The sequence below is a fragment of the Ferruginibacter profundus genome (assembly GCF_054783275.1).
Genome location: NZ_BAAGQW010000002.1, coordinates 928819 through 947909 on the forward strand (window position 1 = coordinate 928819; position 19091 = coordinate 947909).

The following is a 19091-nucleotide window of genomic DNA, read 5'->3' on the forward strand; positions in this document are numbered from 1 at the left end:
ATATTTCAGCAATTATTACCACCGCTTTAAAGACTCTCTTTCTCGCTAAATGGATGCTTTAAGACTTTATAAATTCGACAGCTTACCTTATGATGACCATTTTACCATAACCTTTATTGAAGTATTGGTCAGTTCTGTCATCTTTTCCTTTGTACTTTTCCAATGACTGGCCATTTAAATTGGTGAGTACCCTGTACAGGTAAACACCGTTGGCTAATTTCTGTCCATAAGTATCCGTACCATCCCATTTAAATTCGGTGATATTTCTTCCGATATGGATCGGTCCTAATTCATCTTTGGTGATCTCCCGTACTATTTTACCGCTTATGGTTAAAACCTGAATGCGTATGTTTTGTGGCAGTTCACTACCGGTTACTGTAAATACAAATGCCGTAGAAGTAGTGAATGGATTAGGATAATTCAGCAGGTTTGATATCATGGGTTTATTGATGACAGTAAACATTACATGATATTCCAATGCACCGGCTTTATTGCCCACCACATCTTTTCCCGAAACAATCAATTCATAGTCGCCATCTACAGGGAAATAAGGCGTAAAGTCAATACTGGCACTATTTTCACCACTGGCAAGATTGGCAGGATTAAAACGCATGGTATCACCAAAATTGTAATTATGTAAAGTGTTATCAGGATAACGAACCTGCACTTTTATAGAAGAAGTATCAGTGAGGGCCATAAAACGGCTTTCATCTTTAAGCCTGATATAGATATGTGGTTTTGCGGCAACAATATCACTGTTTAAAATATGTACACCATCAAAAGTTACATCCAGCAGTGGATTATAATTATCCGGCTTCACAAAAAAATCTTTAAACAATACATTATTAAAATGCGATTGCTCAGGCTGATCGTTGTTTGGATTTACATCAATGAATAAAGTATTATTACCCGGATAGTCTTTTGTGTCAATCCTGTATTGTACAGAAAGGGTGTCTCCGGCAATCAAAATCTTACCTTTGGGCAGACTGACCTGGTGTGGTAAATTATTATTGTCGGTAATGGTAAATTTAAATTTCATCGCACTATCAAAAGCTGATGGGCTGATATTTTTGAACGCTACTTTAAAATCAATCACTTCACCTTGCTCAACAGTATCTTTCATACTAAACAAAATATTGGGCGCTATAGCACCTTCGGGCACGGGTGTATAATTTAGCCTCCAGTAGCGTAATTGATAGGGTGTTGCATTGGCACTGTCTTTAGTAAACATTTTTAATTTCAAATACGGATATTGAGTTGCATTAACAGAAGATATGTCAAAATCATGCTGCGTTGAATCTAAATTAAATACTGTTGCTGTTGTTCCCGATGCTGTTATTCCAATTACCTGAAAGCTGAGAGAATCTGTGCTCACCTGCTCAACACTTTTCCCCCTGAAGTGAAACTGGCTCCAGGCCTTTGCAGGACCAAATACAGGCGATGTGATTGTACCGTCAACATATTTTGAAGGTAATAAAATTGATTCCTCAATTCTGGCATCAGCTGTAGCCCCCATATCCTGCACAGGTACAAAACCTGTTGGCCCTTTCTGGAAAAATAACACAAAAGGTATGTTCCTGTAAAAGCTGTCAATTTTATTCAACCCCTGGCTTTTTAACTTCTGGTAAAGATTGGGAGCCGGATCTGTCTGCCAATCGGCAACAAAAGTAGTGTTTGGGGTCCAGCCAAGATTATTGATGGCTACATACATGCCATCGGGTATACTATCAATAAAGTCTGATGCCTTTTTCCTGTAAGCAGCGTCTGTATACGGGAATTCAAAAAATCTACGGGTTGCACCTTCATGAGACACATCGCAGGCAGGTGACCAGCTGCCAAATCTGCCTGAACTGGGGCTTACAGGATAATTTTGCCAGGGTTCCAGCGTTTTTGAATCGAATACATAAAATTGCAATGAACCATATTTGCAGCCATATTTTTCTATCATAACATTATCTATCTGTACATTGATATCGGCTCCTGAATAGGTGGGATATATACCGGTATTAATGGCAATCGCTTTTGTGGTGGTTTTAAAATCAAATACCCTGCTGCTTAAATACTCAATATTACTGTAATCATTTTTTAAATGTTGATAATAATGGGATTGATTAAAACCACTGGTGCTGGCCGCTAAATAAGTAAAGGAATAATTATTCCATATTGTAGCGGCTGATCCCACCGGTACCATGGATGTTCTCCAGTAGTAAACTGTACTATCGGTAAAAGTTAAATTAGCAGGCTTAAATTCTATCACACCACCGTTGCCTGATGCAGTATATGTTTTTTTAAATGCAGAGTTAAACAACTCTGTAGTATCAATCTCCATTGCATACTGCCTTTGCTGTACCAGCGGATTAGCTGTACTGGCAGTAAAGGTTATGTTTTGCTGATTTACAATAGAAAAATTATATGGATATACGGGGCGTAGTTCATCTTCATAAATATAAAATTCCTTTTCCGCAGTGTTATTTGATTCTGAAAGTTCGGCCACTTTATTATCTACATCCAGTGTTACTATAATTTTATTTAAGCCTTTATCTGTAAGAGGATTGATGTGAACAGCAGGTAACACAACAGAATCGCCGTACCTGATTGCAGGGATAGGTTGATTGAATAGTACCTGGATGGTATCATTTGGTAGTTTACGCTTAACCGTAACCCTTATGGTATCATTAATGGCAGTGCCTATATTCAGCATCTTTACATTCAGGTTAAAAGAGGGATCTGCAACCGTAATTACAGAAGGGCTTATTTTTATTGACTGCTCTTCTACAATATAATCCGGCTTGCTATGCCAGTTTATCCGTAAAGCCGGGTCGCCCTGCAATGCCAGTTCTTCTAAATGTAACCTTGTATTAAAATGGCCCGGAGAAAGATCACCAGGATATGGATCAATAAGCACATTCTGCACTGTTTTTTTCATCTGGTCTCCCACAGTACCGCCATAATTATTTACACAAAATTCTTTATAAAAATATTTATTGTATTGATCAAGATACGGTTCTACACCCAAATGCGTATCGGCCAAAAAACCAATGCTTCCCTTTTGGCCTGCAAAAGTATATTTTTCAGATAATGAAGTATTGCCCGTTAAACGGGTAGCATCAAAATTAAAATAGTTACCTGCACTACAGCCGCTAACATTTATAAAGGGATATTTGCCCTGGTTCTGGTAAATTTCAGGGCTGCTGAGATTGAATGCCAGCGTACTGGCTGATGAATGACCGAAATAACCGATAAAGCTTAAACCTTCCTTAAATAATTGTTCAATATAAGCGCTACTGGCTTGCTGCACCGGTCCGGAACCTGATTTAATAAACGTTTCAACACGGGCACCGAACAAAGTATCTTTTGCTATTTTTTCATAAGCACTAAAATCCCCAACAAAACCGGCGCTTTCTGCATCACTGGCTCCCCCTGCAATATGGATGATATTTTTCATCCACGCTTTTTCGGCTATAGTTTGAATAGTTGATTTTTGTGCCTGCTCATACTGCTTCATTTTTTCGAGGTAATTACCTACTTCATTGCCTGTAATGGCACCAATTCTTCCTACAGGAATTAATGGCAGTACAGTACCCGGCTCGCTCACTAAAAGCACATCAGAAGCAGGCCAGCCAAAAGTGGGCACTAAATTTAGCTTATCGGCTGCCGGGTCGGCCTGGTTAATTTTATATTCATTATAAGCAACTGCACGTCCTATTAAAAACACAAATTTAGGCTTTACACCAAATTGCTGGTTAGCATAACGTATAAAATCTCTTACTGCAGCAGGATGTTTACTGATCCCAAAGCCAAACTGGTCAGTAAGCTCATTAATATCATACACTTTGGCATTATAACCTCCACCTGTAGCCGAAATCCTGTATTGTTTGTACTGATCTACATAGTTTACACCATTTCCATCATTATATAAAACAGGATTACTGATAATGATATAATCACCCTGGTTGGCCGCAGCAGTGATATTTAAAAATGTTTTTGCTGTTAATGCAGCAATGGTATAAACATTAGTAACATCCTGGCTTATTAAATTAAATTTTCGTACCGCATCTGAAGAAGCCGGCAATACAAATTTTACCTGTCCGGCAGTGCTGATATCGCCCAAATATCTTCTGCCATTGTTGATATCATATAGTATTGGCTGCAACCCATTGTTATTAAAATTATTTATCACTATATAGTTGCCTGTTGCAGATGGCGCTAGTTCAAAATAAAAATTCTTTTCGTTATTAAAATCAAAAGTTGCAGGGTAGGTTACCGAAAAGCACGAAGCTACTATACGGTCGACAGATGAATTGGAAGAATTAAGCGGTTGTATATCTACCTGTAGTGAAGAAGGGCTTGACAAAATTGACAAAGGCAAATTTCTTACGGTGTCTTTATGATAAGAAAAATAAGGAAGAGGATTGGGTACTGCCCAGATATTGGTACCGTTAATTTTTGCTCCGAGATCTCTTGTATATAAAGCATTACCGAAAGCCGACAATGTAAAAGTAACGCTATTGGCAGGACCGCCTGCATATTTATTAAGCCCGTTGATGGTATTGGTAAATGCACAGCAGGGGTTTATATCACCTGTAGACCAGCCTTCGCCTAGATCAAATGCAGCTGAATAAACATATTCGCCAAAATCTGCGGCCATTCCCCTGTTGATCTGATCTTTAAAATGTGTTTGTACCCGCCGCATAAAATAAGCATCGGCAGGCAGCACATTGCCTGCAACGGGGTTAGCAGTTTGCACATAGCGCAAATTTGTACCTGTAGTATTGACTGTTAAAAAATAGGTAGCGGTATCAGAGAACAGGCTGTATTTATCATCCGGTTGAGAGCTGGTATCACGGTATAATAATTTATCAGGCCTGCCATCATTCATCTCTCCCCAAAATTCAATAAAATCCGTAGCTCCTAATGTACCTGTAGTAACGGAGGTATATAATCTTACCTGCTGTCCGTTACGCCACAACTGAAAGTTTTGTGCAGGTGTGCTGCCCAGTCCCATGGCAGCTAAAGCAGGTTGATATAAACGGCAAAGTGTATCCCGGGTGATCTTAAACTTGTAATAGGTTTTATTATAGTCGATCCAATTGTTGTTTAATTGACCATACCCCATTGCAATGATCAATAAAAGAACTACAGTAAGTAAAGATTTTTTCATAACTGGTCCTTTGTAATATATTTTATTTTCAACTGACTGATTGGTGAAAGCAAGTAAAAAGTTCAGTATCCGGCTGGCGGTAAAGCCTGATTAAAAATACGCCAAAAAATTTTGTAACAGGGACTAAAAAAGCAGGCCATTGCTCAATTGCCTCAATTACAAACCTGCCCTTTTTATTTGCTGGTATTGCTTTTCAACGGAAACAACTCTTCTTTTTACTGAAATAATAGTTATTGCCATTTTAAAGACGCTGCGACATAAAAAATAGATGCTTTTACCTGTAAATTATTCTATTGCAGGTGAAGATGTGGTTTTATCATTTTTTATAAGCAATTTTGCCAAAAAACAGGCTTTAAATAATTTTTATGCAGGATCTGATAGCAGAATTACAATGGAGGGGCATGATACAGGACATTATGCCCGGTACAAAAGAACAGTTGGCAAAGGAAATGACCACTGCTTATATTGGTTTTGACCCCACCGCAGACAGCCTGCATATTGGCAGCCTGGTGCCCATTTTGTTATTGATCCATTTGCAAAAGGCAGGACATAAACCTGTTGCCCTGGTAGGGGGTGCTACCGGTATGGTGGGCGACCCCAGTGGTAAAAGCGAAGAACGTAATTTATTAAGTGAAGATATTCTGAACCATAATGTGGCCTGTGTAAAAGCACAACTGGAAAAATTTTTAGATTTTGATGCCAGCAAACCCAATGCAGCCGAAATGGCCAATAACTACGATTGGTTTAAAAATATTTCCTTTTTAGATTTTATCCGGGACACGGGCAAACACATCACGGTAAACTACATGATGGCAAAAGACAGTGTGAAGAAAAGGCTGGAAGGTGAGAACGGAATGAGCTTTACAGAATTTACTTACCAGCTGGTGCAGGGCTACGATTTTTACTGGTTGTACAAAAATAAAAATTGCAAGTTGCAGATGGGCGGCAGCGACCAATGGGGCAATATAGTTACGGGTACCGAACTGATACGCAGAAAAGATGGCGGCGAAGCTTTTGCTTTTACCTGCCCATTGATAAAAAAAGCAGATGGCGGCAAGTTTGGCAAAACGGAAAAGGGAAATATATGGCTGGATGCCAATAAGACAACCCCATTTCAATTTTACCAGTTCTGGTTAAATGCCAATGATATTGATGCGGAGGGATGGATAAAAATATTTACTTTTTTAGATCAAAAAACTATTGCTGATTTAATTGCTGCCCATCACCAGGATGCTTCAAAAAGATTATTACAAAAAACATTGGCTAAAGAAATTACTGTTTTTGTACATGGGGAAGAAGAATACAATAAAGCCATAGAAACCACTGAAAAATTATTTGCTAATCAAAATGCATCAGCAGAAGATTTAAGTGAAGATGATTTGAACAATATGGAAGGTATTGTGAAAATAGATTACAGTGCAGATAAGATCAACACTGGTATTGATATCGTTTCTTTTTTAGCAGAAACCAATATTTTTCCCAGCAAAGGCGAAGCAAGAAAAAATGTACAGGGCGGTGGCGTTAGTATCAACCGTAAAAAAGTTGAAAGCATTGACACTAAAATAGAAACTGCTTTACTGTTGCACAGCAAATACCTGTTATTACAAAAAGGAAAGAAAAACTATTACCTGGTTAAAGCGGTTTAATTACCTTTTATCAGTTTCCACATTTCATCAGCTACTAACTGGTTACCTTTTGCATTCAGGTGTACACCATCTGTAGTAAGGATGCCTTTGGTTTTATTCTCGGGGTTATTGGTAAGATTATACGCTAAAAATATTTTACGCAGGTCTACCAATGGTAAACTGTTTTTTGTGGCCAGGTCACGGATGATCTTGCTGTATTGATTCAGGTCGCCATCCTGCGGATTACTGAAGTCATTCTTCTCTCCTATTGTTGCCGGTGTACACAATACCACTTTGATATTTTTATCTTTTAATTTTTTGATGATGGCCTGGTAAAATTTTTCAAACTTATCGGCATCAGTTCCTGTGCCTGAAGTTGCTTTATGCCATACATCATTCACTCCTACATAAATAAAAACCATGTCCGGATTTTTTGCCAGCACATCTTCTTCCATACGTAAATACAGGTCGTACACTTTATTGCCGCCGATACCTGCACCCATGAATTCGTAACCTGCTTTTTTGCCTTCTGCATTACACATGCTGTCTATACGCATGATGTAGCCGCCGGGGTTTGCCCCTGCCTGGGTAATAGAATCGCCAAAGAAAACGATGCGTTGTTTTTTTTGTTGGGGCATAAATGCAAGGGTTGATAAAGTAAGTACAACAGCCAGTAATTTTTTCATATTGATCAATTGAAATTAATGTAATAAGTGTTTTCTTTCCCTGTATACTTTCCAGATGAATTCCCCGAATAAGGTATTGGCCCAGGCAAACCATTTTCTTGTAAATTTACTAACATCATCCTTATGAAATGCCTCATGCATAAAACCGGTGCCGGCATGACTTTTCTGCAGCATGTCCAAACAATATTTTATTTCTTTATCATCAGTGCTGGTTAAACCTCTCATGGTAATGCTCATGGGCCAGATATAGTCCATACCTACATGCGGCCCTCCAATTCCTTCTCCGGCTTTGCCTTTAAAGAAGAAAGGATTGTTATCTGTTAATAATAATTTCCTGGTGTTGATGTATTCTTCTTTTTTGCCAATATGATCGCCAATTAAATAGGGCAACGACATTAATGAGGGCACGTTAGCATCATCCATTATATTATAACTGCCAAAGCCATTCATCTCGTAGGCAATCACATTGCCGAATTTTTCATTTTTAATGATGGCATTTTTTTCTAATGCGGCTGAAACTGATTTGCCTAATTCATATACCGCTTTCCGCAGTTCCGTTTTTCCTTTTACAGCATCCAGCAGATCACCTAAATGTTCCATTGCTTTTACAGCGAACAAATTACTGGGTACTAAAAAAGGAAATACCGTGGCATCATCACTTGGCCGGAACATGCTATGAATTAATCCGATTTTTTTTGTGGGATAGCCATAACCACCCAGGGGCACACCATCTGTTGCCCAACTGGTAGTACGTTCAAATTTATATGAACCTTCGTTTTGTAAGCGTTGTTGTTCGGTAAAAGTTTTTACTATCAACTGCATCGCTTCTTTCCAACCATCGTCGAATACAGTAATATCGCCGGTTGTTGCCCAATAACCATGTGCCAAACGTACCGGGTAACACAAACTGTCTATCTCCCATTTGCGTTCATGCACGCCCGGTTTCATTACTGTTTTATCATCCTTCCATTCGCTGATCTTATTTTCATCTTTATAAAATGCATTGGCATAAGGGTCTTTCAAAATACATTTTACCTGGCGGTTGATCACGCCTTTTATGAGTTCCTGTAAATTTTTATCTTCCTTCATCAAGGGCAGGTAAGGCCATACCTGTGCAGTTGAATCTCTTAACCACATGGCATCAATATCACCTGTTATTACAAAGGTGTCAGGTTTACCACTGATCATTTCAAAATCAACCGTAGTATCTAAAGTATTTGGGAAACAATTTTCAAATAGCCATCCCAGCTCTTTATTGCCAATATTCTTTTTTACTTCGGCAATTAATTTTTCTACGGCAGGGCTTTTAAATTTACGTTGGCTTTCTGCAATTCTTACTACCGGAAAATCAGCTGCAGGTTTTGCAAAGGAATACTTACTGAGCAATATACCAGTTGCAGCAAGCGAAGTTTGTTGTATAAACTTTTTACGATTCATGGCAGTAAGTTAAAAAGAAAAAACATCACAATGAGTGATGCTTTTAATTATTTATCAGCAACTTCTGAATTTTTTACTCAACCCTTACCTGTTTTTGTATAACTGCTCCCTCAGCAACTTCCGGAATAAACTTCCTCTCATTTACCCAATAGCCATTGCCTTTTTCGCAGATATGTACTTTTAAATTTTCTAAACTGAATGGATTGCCATCGGGGATATCGGCAATATTGCTGTAGCTGACATCGTGCCCATCAATAATGATCACACAACCACTGCCTATTGCTTCCATTTTATTGCCTTCGGTGATCAGCATGCCGGTATCCTCCCCTAACCCGATGCCAATGCAGCTGGGATTACAGGCAACAGCCTGCGCCAATCGCCCAAAGCGGCCACGTTTTTCAAAATGGGAGTCAATGATCACAGAATCTAAAAAACCTAAACCCGTTGTCATTTTCACTTCGCCTTTTAAGTGCGCTTTTGCTGCATTACCTTCATAGATCATGGTATTGCTCATGGCCATAGCGCCCGCAGAAGTACCTGCTATTACAAAATTTTCTTCGGCGTAGCGTTTTTTTATGATAGACAGGAATTCGGTGCCCCCATCTGTTACACTCAGGCGCAACTGGTTACCACCGCTGAACATAACCGCATCGCATTCTTTTATACGTTGTAAATAATCCGGATTATTGGTATCGGCACGGTTGCGGATATGCATTAAACCAATATTGGTACAACCGATCTTTCCAAAAGCATTGAGGTAATTGTCGCCCACTTCGTAGGGAATAGTGCTGGCAGTAGTGATCACTTCTATACGGCTGAGGGGGCCACCTGCTTCCTCCACAATCCTGCGGAGAATACCGAGTTCAAAAAAGTTGAGGTTGTTGCGGTTATAATCGTCTTTATCAGTTTCTGTCCCTTTATCCTCGGCTCCACCTATCGCAATCAATTTTCCTTTGGCAAATTGCATTTAATCCTTTTTGTTATGATAACGCAAAAATAAGGGAAATCGTGTTTTAAGCCGGTTGTTTAGTTATTAACTGTTGTTGATTACAACCTGTCAACTCTTCGCAAAACTTTCAATCCCTTCCACCAAACGATCTAAATTTTTAATAGAAGTATATACATTGGGTGTAACCCTAACTCCATGTATATTCTCCCATTCAATGCCCACAGCATGAATTTTATAATTGGTCCAGAGATAACTGTCCAGCTCAGCCGGTTTTTTCCCTTCCACACTTACCAAACCAATAGCGCAACCAAATTCTTTTTTTAAAGAAGTGTGTATTTGTACTTTAGGAATGTGCTGCACTTTTTCCATCCAGTAATTTTTCAAATACAATAAACGTTCTTCTTTTCGTTTAGCGCCTATCATATCAAAAAAATCAATGGCCTTATCAACGGCTTCTTCAATAAAGAAAGGCCTTGTGCCTAAATGTTCAAATTTGCGGATATTATCTTCTTCTTTTTCTCCTGCACCAAACATGGGCCAGATATTTTTTATTTTTTCTTTACGTATGTACAGCATACCCGTGCCAATAGGTGCGCCCAACCACTTGTGCAGGCTGGTGCCAAAATAATCACAATTCAAATCAGGAATTAAAAATTCAAATTGCGCAAATGTATGTGCGCCATCCACCAGTACATCAATATTTTTTTTCTTAGCAGCATCGGCTATTTTTTTCACTGGCATTTTTTGTCCTATCCAGTTGATCATGTGGGTTATTTGTACCACTTTAGTTTTATCCGTAAAAGCATCGGTATATTGTTTTACTAAGTATTTTTCATCTTCACTGGGTAATTCTAAATTTATCCAGACTAATTTAATGCCTTCTCTTTTTTCCCGTTGCTTCCATGCACCGATCATATTGGGATAATCCTGCTTGGCTAACACTACTTCGTCGCCTGCTTTTAATTCAATACCAAATATCACCGCTTCCAATGCTTCTGATGCGTTGCGCAGCATGGCAATTTCTTCCTTATCGCATCCTGCAAGTTGTGCCAAATTTTTTCTTAAAGGTTCCCTGCCCTGGTCAATCACCCGCCACATAAAATAACTGGGTGCTTCATTGCTGATGTCGTAGTATCTTTTCATAGCATCAGCCACCACTTTTGGTGCAGGCGATACTCCTCCATTATTTAAGTTGATAAAACCAGATGATATCGTATACGATTGTTGCACATAGTACCAGAATTCATCATCGGTAGCTAAATCACCCGGTGCAACATTTTCTGCATTCTTTAAAGCACTTTTTAAATTTCTGCTCCACGCAGGTTGAAACATCCCCGCTGTTAATGCAGATGCTGATAGCAGCGATATCTTATTGAGGAAAGAACGCCGGTTGGCCATGCTTTTAGTTTTAGGATTACAATTTACTGATTTTGTTTTTTGTAAAGCAAGATGATTTCGGTAATTTTCAATTTGCCACTCCTGTCCCGATCATTTCGGGAGAGGCACGGAAACAGAGAAATTTATTTTCCGCATCATACTAAAACATAATCCTCTCCATAATAAAGTTGCCCTTTAGGGGCGGAGGGGCATCAAAAACTATTTATGAAGATTCTTGAAATTAAAGTATTGAAAGGCCCGAATTACTGGAGCGTACGCCGCACCAAACTGATCCAGATGAAATTAGACCTGGAAGAAAAGGAACAGATGCCTACCAATGCTATTCCCGGTTTCAGGGAAAGATTAGAAGCACTGCTACCTTCATTAATTGAGCACCGTTGCAGCGTGGGTACCCGTGGCGGTTTTTTTGAACGTGTGGAAGAAGGCACCTGGATGGGCCATGTGATTGAGCATATTGCTTTAGAAATACAAACATTGGCAGGTATGGATACCGGCTTTGGCCGCACCAGGGGCACCGGCAAAGAGGGGGAATATTACGTTTGTTTCAGTTATATGGAAGAAGATGCCGGTGTGTATGCCGCAAGAGCAGCGGTACGCATTGCACATGCTTTAATTTTTAACGAAACCTATGACCTTGATGACGACATCCAGAAATTAAGAGAGATACGTGAAGACACAAGACTTGGCCCCAGCACCGGTTGTATTGTGGATGAAGCAGCTAAAAGAGGCATTCCTTATATCCGTTTAAACAAACATAGCCTGGTGCAATTGGGTTATGGTGTGCATCAAAAAAGAATACGGGCAACCATTGCCAGTACAACAGGAAATATTGCCGTTGATATTGCCTGCGATAAAGAAGAAACAAAAAATTTATTGGGTGCTGCCGAAATCCCGGTACCAAAAGGCGATGTGGTAAGAACAGAAGAAGGATTGAGAGATGCCATTGAGAGAATCGGTTATCCCTGTGTGATAAAACCTATTGATGGTAACCACGGCAAAGGCAATACCACCAATATTACCGATTGGGAAATGGCATTGCGTGCCTTTGAAGCAGCAAAGGTTTATGGCCGCAGTGTGATCATTGAAAAATATATTACCGGTTTTGATTTCAGGATACTGGTGATCAATTATAAATTTATTTGTGCCGCCTTGCGCACACCTGCAAGTGTAGTGGGTGATGGTAAAAACTCCATTCAGTATTTAATTGATGAGACCAATAAAGACCCGAGACGTGGATACGGGCATGAAAAAGTGCTGACACAAATCACTATCGACCAGTTTACACAAAAAATGCTGGACGAAAAGAATTATACTTTAGATACAGTACCTGCTAAAGATGAACTGGTATTATTAAAACCTACGGCCAACTTAAGTACCGGTGGTACTTCAACCGATGTTACTGATGAAGTGCATCCTGCCAATATTTTTATGTGCGAACGCATTGCAAAAATCATTGGCCTGGATATTTGTGGTATCGATATCATGGCTACCGATCTTCGTACACCCGTAACAGAAAATGGCGGCGCTATCCTGGAAGTGAATGCAGCACCGGGCTTCCGCATGCATATTGAACCTTCTGTTGGCCTGGCACGCAATGTGGCAGAACCTGTGGTGGATATGCTTTTCCCGAAAGGCAGCGCAGGTAATATTCCTATTATTGCTATTACCGGAACTAATGGTAAAACAACCACAACAAGACTCACAGCGCATATTGCAAAAACGGCTGGTTATAAAGTGGGTTATACTACCAGTGATGGTGTGTACATACAGAACCAGATGATGATGAAGGGTGATTGCACCGGGCCAATTTCTTCGCAGTTTGTATTGAAAGACCCTACAGTTGATTTTGCCGTATTGGAATGTGCAAGAGGTGGTATTTTAAAAAGTGGTCTGGCATTTCAGAATTGTGATGTGGCTGTGGTTACCAATATCAGCGCCGATCATATTGGCTTAGGAGGTATTGATTCGATGGAACAAATGGCCAAAGTAAAAGCTGTGGTGCCCGAAACCGTGTTTAAACATGGCTATGCTATTTTAAATGCCGAAGATGATCTGGTTTATGCCATGAAGGATGGCCTGCAATGCAATGTTGCTTTGTTCAGCATGGATGAGAATAACAAACGCATTATTGACCATTGCAAAAAAGGCGGCTATGCGGCAGTGTTTGAAAATGGTTATATCACCATTATGAAAGGTACCTGGAAGATACGTGTGGTAAAAGTTACAGAAGTACCCGTTACCTACGGTGGTAAAGCGGTACACAATATCATGAATTGTTTGCCTGCCGTTCTATCTACTTATTTCTGGCGCAATATTTCTATTGATGACATTAAACTGGCTTTACAAACATTTGTACCCTCTCCTGCGCAAACACCAGGCAGGTTGAACATGTTCCAGTTTAAACATTTTAAATTCCTGGTGGATTTTGCTCATAACCCTGCAGGCCTGGAATTGTTGTGTGATTTTATCAGCAAAATGGATGGCGAACCTAAAGTGGGTATCATCAGCGGAACCGGCGACAGGCGAGATGACGACATCAGGGAACTGGGAAGAATTTCCGGGCGGCATTTTGATGAGATCATCATTCGCCAGGACAAACATTTGCGTGGCCGCACAGCAGAAGAAATTGTAAATCTTTTGGTAGAAGGTATTAATGAAACCAAGACCAAAGATATCCCTGTAAATATCATTTACAACGAGAAAGAAGCCATCATGTTTGCGTACGATAATGCCAAACCGGGTAGTTTAATTACCATCATGTGTGATGTGGTTGCAGAAGCGTTGGACCTGATAAAGAATTTGAAGGAGAAAGAGGATGCGGAGTAAGTTAAATCATCACCCACACCGCAAACAAAATATACTCTGCAAAAAAGAACACCCAAAACCTCAGATAAAATTTCTTCACCGAATTTTTATCCTCGAGTTTCACTGAAAAATAATTGAGTAAGAAAAACACAAATAACAATCCGTGGGTAACAATAAGATACCACGGATTTTTTATGGCATAAAAAAAACTCCAGGCCAAAACAAATACATAGGCAGCGCCAACTAAAAGCGTTCCTCCCAGCAAGGCATTTTTTTTAGAGTATAAAACTGCTAATGTGCGTACATGAAATTTTTCATCGCCTTCTGTATCGGGCAGGTCTTTAAACCATGCAATGGCAATACTGAAAGCCATGATGAAAAAAGCCAGGCACCAGATATGTCCGGGCAGCTCATAATTACCATTGATCGTTTTTTGAAAATGGAGGAAGATGCCCACATTCACCAGCAATCCTCTTACCAACGTAATAGCCAATGCCGCAGGCAAATGATGTTGCTTTAAATACAAAGGCGGTAATGAATAGGCAATACCAATTAAAAGTATGATGATGATGAGTACAAAATAAAATACTGAAGCCAGGAATGCGAAGACCAATGCAATTGCCAATGCCGTGTAAACAATCGCCAATGCATTTTTGCGGCTTAGTGTTCCTGCAGCCAATGGCAAATAAGGTTTATTGATCTTATCCATCTCCACATCAGCAAGCTGGTTGATACCTACAATAAACACATTGCAGGCCAATGCTGCAATTAAAGTGGTGGCGTACAGCCAGCCATGCTGTAACAGGTTGCTTCCGTTATTGGCAATAATGTACAAGGCAGTGATGCTGCATACAGAACCAATGATAGTGTGTGGTCTGCTGAATTGCCAGAGTATCTTTAATGCTTTCATGTATTTGCAGGTGCCCCTTTAATGTAAACAAGGTTTCCCTTCCAATTGTTTACGGTATGTACGGAGATGTGATATGATTGGGTTGAAATACTTTTTAATACCCCGTTATATTCCTTTGCGGTCTTTGATTTAAACACCGAAATGATGCCATCGTAAGTTACCGTAAACAGGTTTACCGGGATAATATAAGTAAACAACAATCTTAATAAAGAGAATGGTTTTACAAACGGCGCTGTAAGCAATTGAATAATGATGGTGGTAAAAATTATTTTAAACATATTCAATAAACCCGGTTCAAGTATTTCTGCTATTATAACCGGTGCTTTATTCGTAGCCATCTTTTGCAGCATTTCTTTTTGTTGTATGGCAGAAAAATGATGAAAAGCATTGCACATAATGTAGCCTGTATTTTCTTTTGGCTGTAATTCCAGCACATCAACGGAGTTTAAAGAATATACAATACCGGGTTTGATTTTAAAGTTTGTATCCGGGTATTGATCCGTTAGCTGCAATGGAATTTTTTGTTTCAGATGCTGATGAATATACACCGCAGGAATTCCGCTGCCACTGCAAAGATCCTGTAAAGCGGCAACCTTATGCTGTATGACCATTTCGTCCAGAACAGGCGACAAGGGTTGATATAATTTTGTCCATACACTCACGCTACCCACAAATTCCATTTGCCAGCGGCGGAGTATTTTCGGAAACCAATTATAATCTTCCAGTTCTTTTATCATTGCTTAAATTACAGCATTAATGTACAATATAATGCATTTATCGCAGCAGGACCTTTTTACCGGCTTAATAGCCATCGCAGTAATTGCGGTGGTATTGTCCGGGATTGAGCTGTCAGTAAAAAACAAATGGACAAATAAATTATTGGGCAGAAAGCTATTGCATTGCAGCGCCATAGGCACCTGCGCCTGGGCCATTCATCGTTTTGACAACAGGATAATTTTGGGCTATATTTTTTTATTGTTCTTTTTTATACTGCTGGCCGTCATCCGCAAGGGTTGGATGCAGGTGAATGAGTACAAAACCTATGGCATTGCATTTTTCCCTTTAGCTTTTGCTGCGCTGCTGTTCATTCCTGCATTCACCAATTCTATTATTGTATATGCGGTTTTAATATTGGGTATCAGCGATGCTTTGGCAGGCATTTGTGGCGAGTATTTGGGCAAGCAAAAAATCGCTTTTCTTTTTGAGCAGAAATCATGGATCGGCTTTTTTGCATTTTATATTTCTGCCTTTATCATTTCCATCATTTATTTTAATGACTTCTCATTTAGCGGCGTTTTACTTTGTATAGCATTATCATTATTACCAGCCATAACAGAATTATTCAGTTACCGTGGCAGTGATAATTTTACTGTACCCGTTTTTACTGCCGTATGGGTTTTACTCATTTTGCATTTTCAGGACCGGCAATTACTGCTATTATTTATATCTGTTGCTGTATTTGCTGCGCTATCTATATTTGCCGTGTATAAAAAATGGCTTACGGTAAGTGGTGCTGTTGCAGCATGTTGGGTGGCATTATTATTATATGTTACAGGCGGATACAAAGCATTTGTTGCTCCTGGCATTTTTTTAATCAGTGGCAGCCTCTTATCTAAACTGAATAAACCACAAAAAGAAAAAGAAGGCCGAAATGCAGTGCAGGTTTTTGCCAATGGTATTATTGGCGTTGCGTTAATGGTGCTGTTTGGCAGCACACAACAACATATTTATTTAATTACCGCTATCCTTTCCTTTTCTATCAGTATGGCCGATAGCTGTAGTTCAGAAACCGGGATTTTTTTTAAAGGGACCACTATTGATATTTTATCTTTTAAAAAATTGCCCGTTGGTGTTTCCGGAGGTATTTCTTTAACAGGTACGCTGGCTGGCCTTGCAGGAGCGGTACTGATTGCTGCTGTAGCCACATATGGCTATCATTTTTCTTTTACGGTATTTGCCTGGATTGCTGTGGGCGGATTTACGGGTATGCTGGCAGACAGTGTTTTAGGCAGCTGGTTACAGGTGAAGTACAGCACTGCCAATGGTGTTGTTTCAGATGATGCCGTTGACGGCGCAAAACAACTAAAAGGACTTGCCTGGTGTACCAATGATGCAGTCAATATACTCAGTAATATGCTGACTACATGGTTGTTTTTTTATATTTTACAACAAATAACTTAAAAACCATTTGGCTGAAATGGCCCGAAACCCTATTTTTGCACTCCAAATTCTGAGCTTAGGCAAAGATACGATTGGGTTATGGTGTAATGGTAACACAACAGATTTTGATTCTGTCTTTCTAGGTTCGAATCCTAGTAACCCAACAAAACCAACCTGTAAACTTTAAACAGGTTGGTTTTTTTTATCCACTAAAAAATAAAATAGGTCTCAACCTTTTTATTAAACACCTATCATGAAAAAAATATTCTTTTTGACTTTATTGGTATTCCCCGCCGTTGCTTTTTGCCAGGATTCTGCGATCATTTATAGGGATATTGTTACAGTTGAAAATGCTAAAAAAGCTGACCTGCATAGAAAGGCAAAATTTTGGTTCGTAAACACTTTCAAAGATACCAGTGCTGTTATAAAATCAGATATGGAAGACCAACTGGTTTGCAATGGATCTTTTAAATCTTTCTTTAATGTGCGGGTATTTGGCAGCAATACTAAACAAACGGGCATCGTTAAGTTTTCGTTGAACATAATTTTTAAAGACGGAAAATATAAGGCAGAGATGTATGGTCTTTCATTTCATGATGACCTTAACAGCGGTATTGATTTTGACCCTATCACTTCTGCAACAGGCTCTCCTATAAAACCAGCAATGACCAGCCAAAAAAAAGTTGATGGTGTATGGCAGGATCTAAAAAACAATATTAATGAACAAATAACAAAATACTTTCTTGATTTAAAAACCATTCTTTCCAAACGTGATGATGATTTTTAGAAAGCTTCGTCCCCGTCTCCGACCAGGATGCATTGGTCTTTATTGGTCCAAAAAAGCCTCTATATTTTCTTCCCATTTGTCCGGTTCATTTTCACAGAGATTTTCATGACCGCTGTTTTCATACACAATTAATTTTTTGGAGGAAGGTATATTTTTAAACAGTTCATTGATCTCTGCCCCGGTCACGCCCTTATCCTTTCTTCCCCATTGTAATAATACAGGGCATTTATTTTTTTACAAACTCTTTAGGTCTCAGGTCAAATGCCCAAAAACCATTGATCACGCCTCCCCAAAAGGTTAATAAACCACCAAGTGGTTCGCCGGGTAATCCCGCCATTCTCATTTTACCTTCTGCTGTTTCGTTTAAAGAGGCGAAAGGCATTTCCAGGATTATTTTTTGAGGAGTTAAATCATAATCAGCTATAGCTTTGGTAACAGTAGCTGCGCCCATTGAGATGCCATATAAAATAATATTGTTCTCGCCGTTCTTCTTCAAAAAATCATAAGCCAGTTTTACATCCTCCGCTTCCCGGTACCCAATGGTGCAGGTATTACCTTCGCTTAAACCATGCGCTTTGAAATCAATCAATAACGTTGAATAACCCATTTCATTAAATGAATTACTTTGGGACACATTGGCTGATTTCTCGCTCCCGTTGCCATGAAATAATGCAATAGCTCCTTTCGAATGCGGTACACGAATGAACCATACATCTAAGGTCAAACTATCTTTTGTTTTTAATTTAATTTCACTAAATGCAGAATCCGGACGTGCTTCGGGCATAAGCTTTTCCTGTTTCAGCCCAAACAAAACCACGCTTGCCTGGTCCCCAAAATTATTTGTTTGCGCTTTCACCGACTTAACGGTTCCGTACTCGTAAAAATGTGTGGGGTGATAAGCCTGGCTGACTAGGATAAGGTTGATCAACAAAAAAAATATTAATACAGTAAGAATTATTTTTTTTATGCGTCTGCGGGCTTTGGCAATCTACCCAGGTGTTGTACTCACGATAACGGGTATACCGGATTGCAGCTCCATCGCAACACCCGGAGGGAAGCTTAAGGGTACTGTTTTGTTTGCGTAGAAAATTCAGGGCAGGGTAAGCGGCCTGCCTTTATTTCAGCTTAAGTTTATCCATCACACACCGGATTACTTTTTCTGTAGCTGGGTAA

At 39.5% G+C, this 19091-nt stretch carries 12 protein-coding genes and 1 tRNA gene; 5 read left to right on the forward strand and 8 right to left on the reverse strand.

Going from position 1 to position 19091, the window contains the following annotated elements; all coding sequences use genetic code 11:
* Positions 1 to 82: 82 nt before the first annotated feature.
* Entirely contained in the window at positions 83 to 5161 is a 5079-nt protein-coding gene (gene porU2 / locus ACYVM0_RS14125) for a putative type IX secretion system sortase PorU2 (RefSeq protein WP_460557979.1), read from the reverse strand.
* Positions 5162 to 5526: 365 nt separating this feature from the next.
* Between porU2 and tyrS the strand changes: the two genes are divergently transcribed.
* The gene (gene tyrS / locus ACYVM0_RS14130) at positions 5527 to 6807 is read left to right on the forward strand and encodes a tyrosine--tRNA ligase (protein ID WP_460557980.1); all 1281 of its coding nucleotides are present in this window, start codon (positions 5527 to 5529) and stop codon (positions 6805 to 6807) included.
* On the opposite strand, the gene ACYVM0_RS14135 is transcribed toward tyrS, so the two are convergent.
* From ACYVM0_RS14135 to ACYVM0_RS14150, 4 genes are all read right to left on the reverse strand, one after another.
* Entirely contained in the window at positions 6804 to 7472 is a 669-nt protein-coding gene (locus tag ACYVM0_RS14135; protein WP_460557981.1) for an SGNH/GDSL hydrolase family protein, read from the reverse strand. The two genes, tyrS and ACYVM0_RS14135, sit on opposite strands and share 4 nt — an antisense overlap.
* 15 nt (positions 7473 to 7487) lie before the next feature.
* Positions 7488 to 8909, reverse strand: a complete 1422-nt coding sequence (locus ACYVM0_RS14140; RefSeq protein WP_460557982.1) for a glycoside hydrolase family 125 protein — start codon at positions 8907 to 8909, stop codon at positions 7488 to 7490.
* 73 nt (positions 8910 to 8982) lie between these two features.
* The gene (locus tag ACYVM0_RS14145; RefSeq protein ID WP_460557983.1) at positions 8983 to 9876 is read right to left on the reverse strand and encodes a cyanophycinase; all 894 of its coding nucleotides are present in this window, start codon (positions 9874 to 9876) and stop codon (positions 8983 to 8985) included.
* Positions 9877 to 9966: 90 nt separating this feature from the next.
* Positions 9967 to 11256, reverse strand: a complete 1290-nt coding sequence (locus tag ACYVM0_RS14150; RefSeq protein WP_460557984.1) for an aminotransferase class V-fold PLP-dependent enzyme — start codon at positions 11254 to 11256, stop codon at positions 9967 to 9969.
* Between the two features lie 204 nt (positions 11257 to 11460).
* Between ACYVM0_RS14150 and cphA the strand changes: the two genes are divergently transcribed.
* Positions 11461 to 14082, forward strand: coding sequence for a cyanophycin synthetase (cphA, locus tag ACYVM0_RS14155; protein WP_460557985.1), 2622 nt, complete (start codon positions 11461 to 11463; stop codon positions 14080 to 14082).
* Position 14083: 1 nt separating this feature from the next.
* On the opposite strand, the gene ACYVM0_RS14160 is transcribed toward cphA, so the two are convergent.
* Both ACYVM0_RS14160 and ACYVM0_RS14165 read right to left on the reverse strand, forming a co-directional pair.
* Complete coding sequence (locus ACYVM0_RS14160; RefSeq protein WP_460557986.1) at positions 14084 to 14971, reverse strand: UbiA prenyltransferase family protein; 888 nt, start codon at positions 14969 to 14971, stop codon at positions 14084 to 14086.
* The gene (locus ACYVM0_RS14165; RefSeq protein ID WP_460557987.1) at positions 14968 to 15708 is read right to left on the reverse strand and encodes a hypothetical protein; all 741 of its coding nucleotides are present in this window, start codon (positions 15706 to 15708) and stop codon (positions 14968 to 14970) included. The genes ACYVM0_RS14160 and ACYVM0_RS14165 overlap by 4 nt, the downstream gene beginning before the upstream one ends.
* 19 nt (positions 15709 to 15727) lie before the next feature.
* Here ACYVM0_RS14165 and ACYVM0_RS14170 point away from each other — a divergent pair, with 19 nt between their 5' ends.
* The 3 genes from ACYVM0_RS14170 to ACYVM0_RS14180 all read left to right on the forward strand — a co-directional run bounded on the left by ACYVM0_RS14170 (position 15728) and on the right by ACYVM0_RS14180 (position 17918).
* A complete protein-coding gene (locus ACYVM0_RS14170; RefSeq protein WP_460557988.1) occupies positions 15728 to 17152 on the forward strand; it encodes a DUF92 domain-containing protein in 1425 nt (474 codons plus the stop codon).
* Between the two features lie 72 nt (positions 17153 to 17224).
* A tRNA-Gln gene (locus tag ACYVM0_RS14175) sits at positions 17225 to 17295 on the forward strand.
* A gap of 89 nt (positions 17296 to 17384) precedes the next feature.
* Complete coding sequence (locus tag ACYVM0_RS14180; RefSeq protein WP_460557989.1) at positions 17385 to 17918, forward strand: DUF4468 domain-containing protein; 534 nt, start codon at positions 17385 to 17387, stop codon at positions 17916 to 17918.
* 226 nt (positions 17919 to 18144) lie between these two features.
* On the opposite strand, the gene ACYVM0_RS14185 is transcribed toward ACYVM0_RS14180, so the two are convergent.
* Positions 18145 to 18846: an alpha/beta hydrolase gene (locus tag ACYVM0_RS14185; protein ID WP_460557990.1), complete on the reverse strand. Its 702-nt coding sequence runs from the start codon at positions 18844 to 18846 to the stop codon at positions 18145 to 18147.
* Between the last annotated feature and the right edge of the window lie 245 nt (positions 18847 to 19091).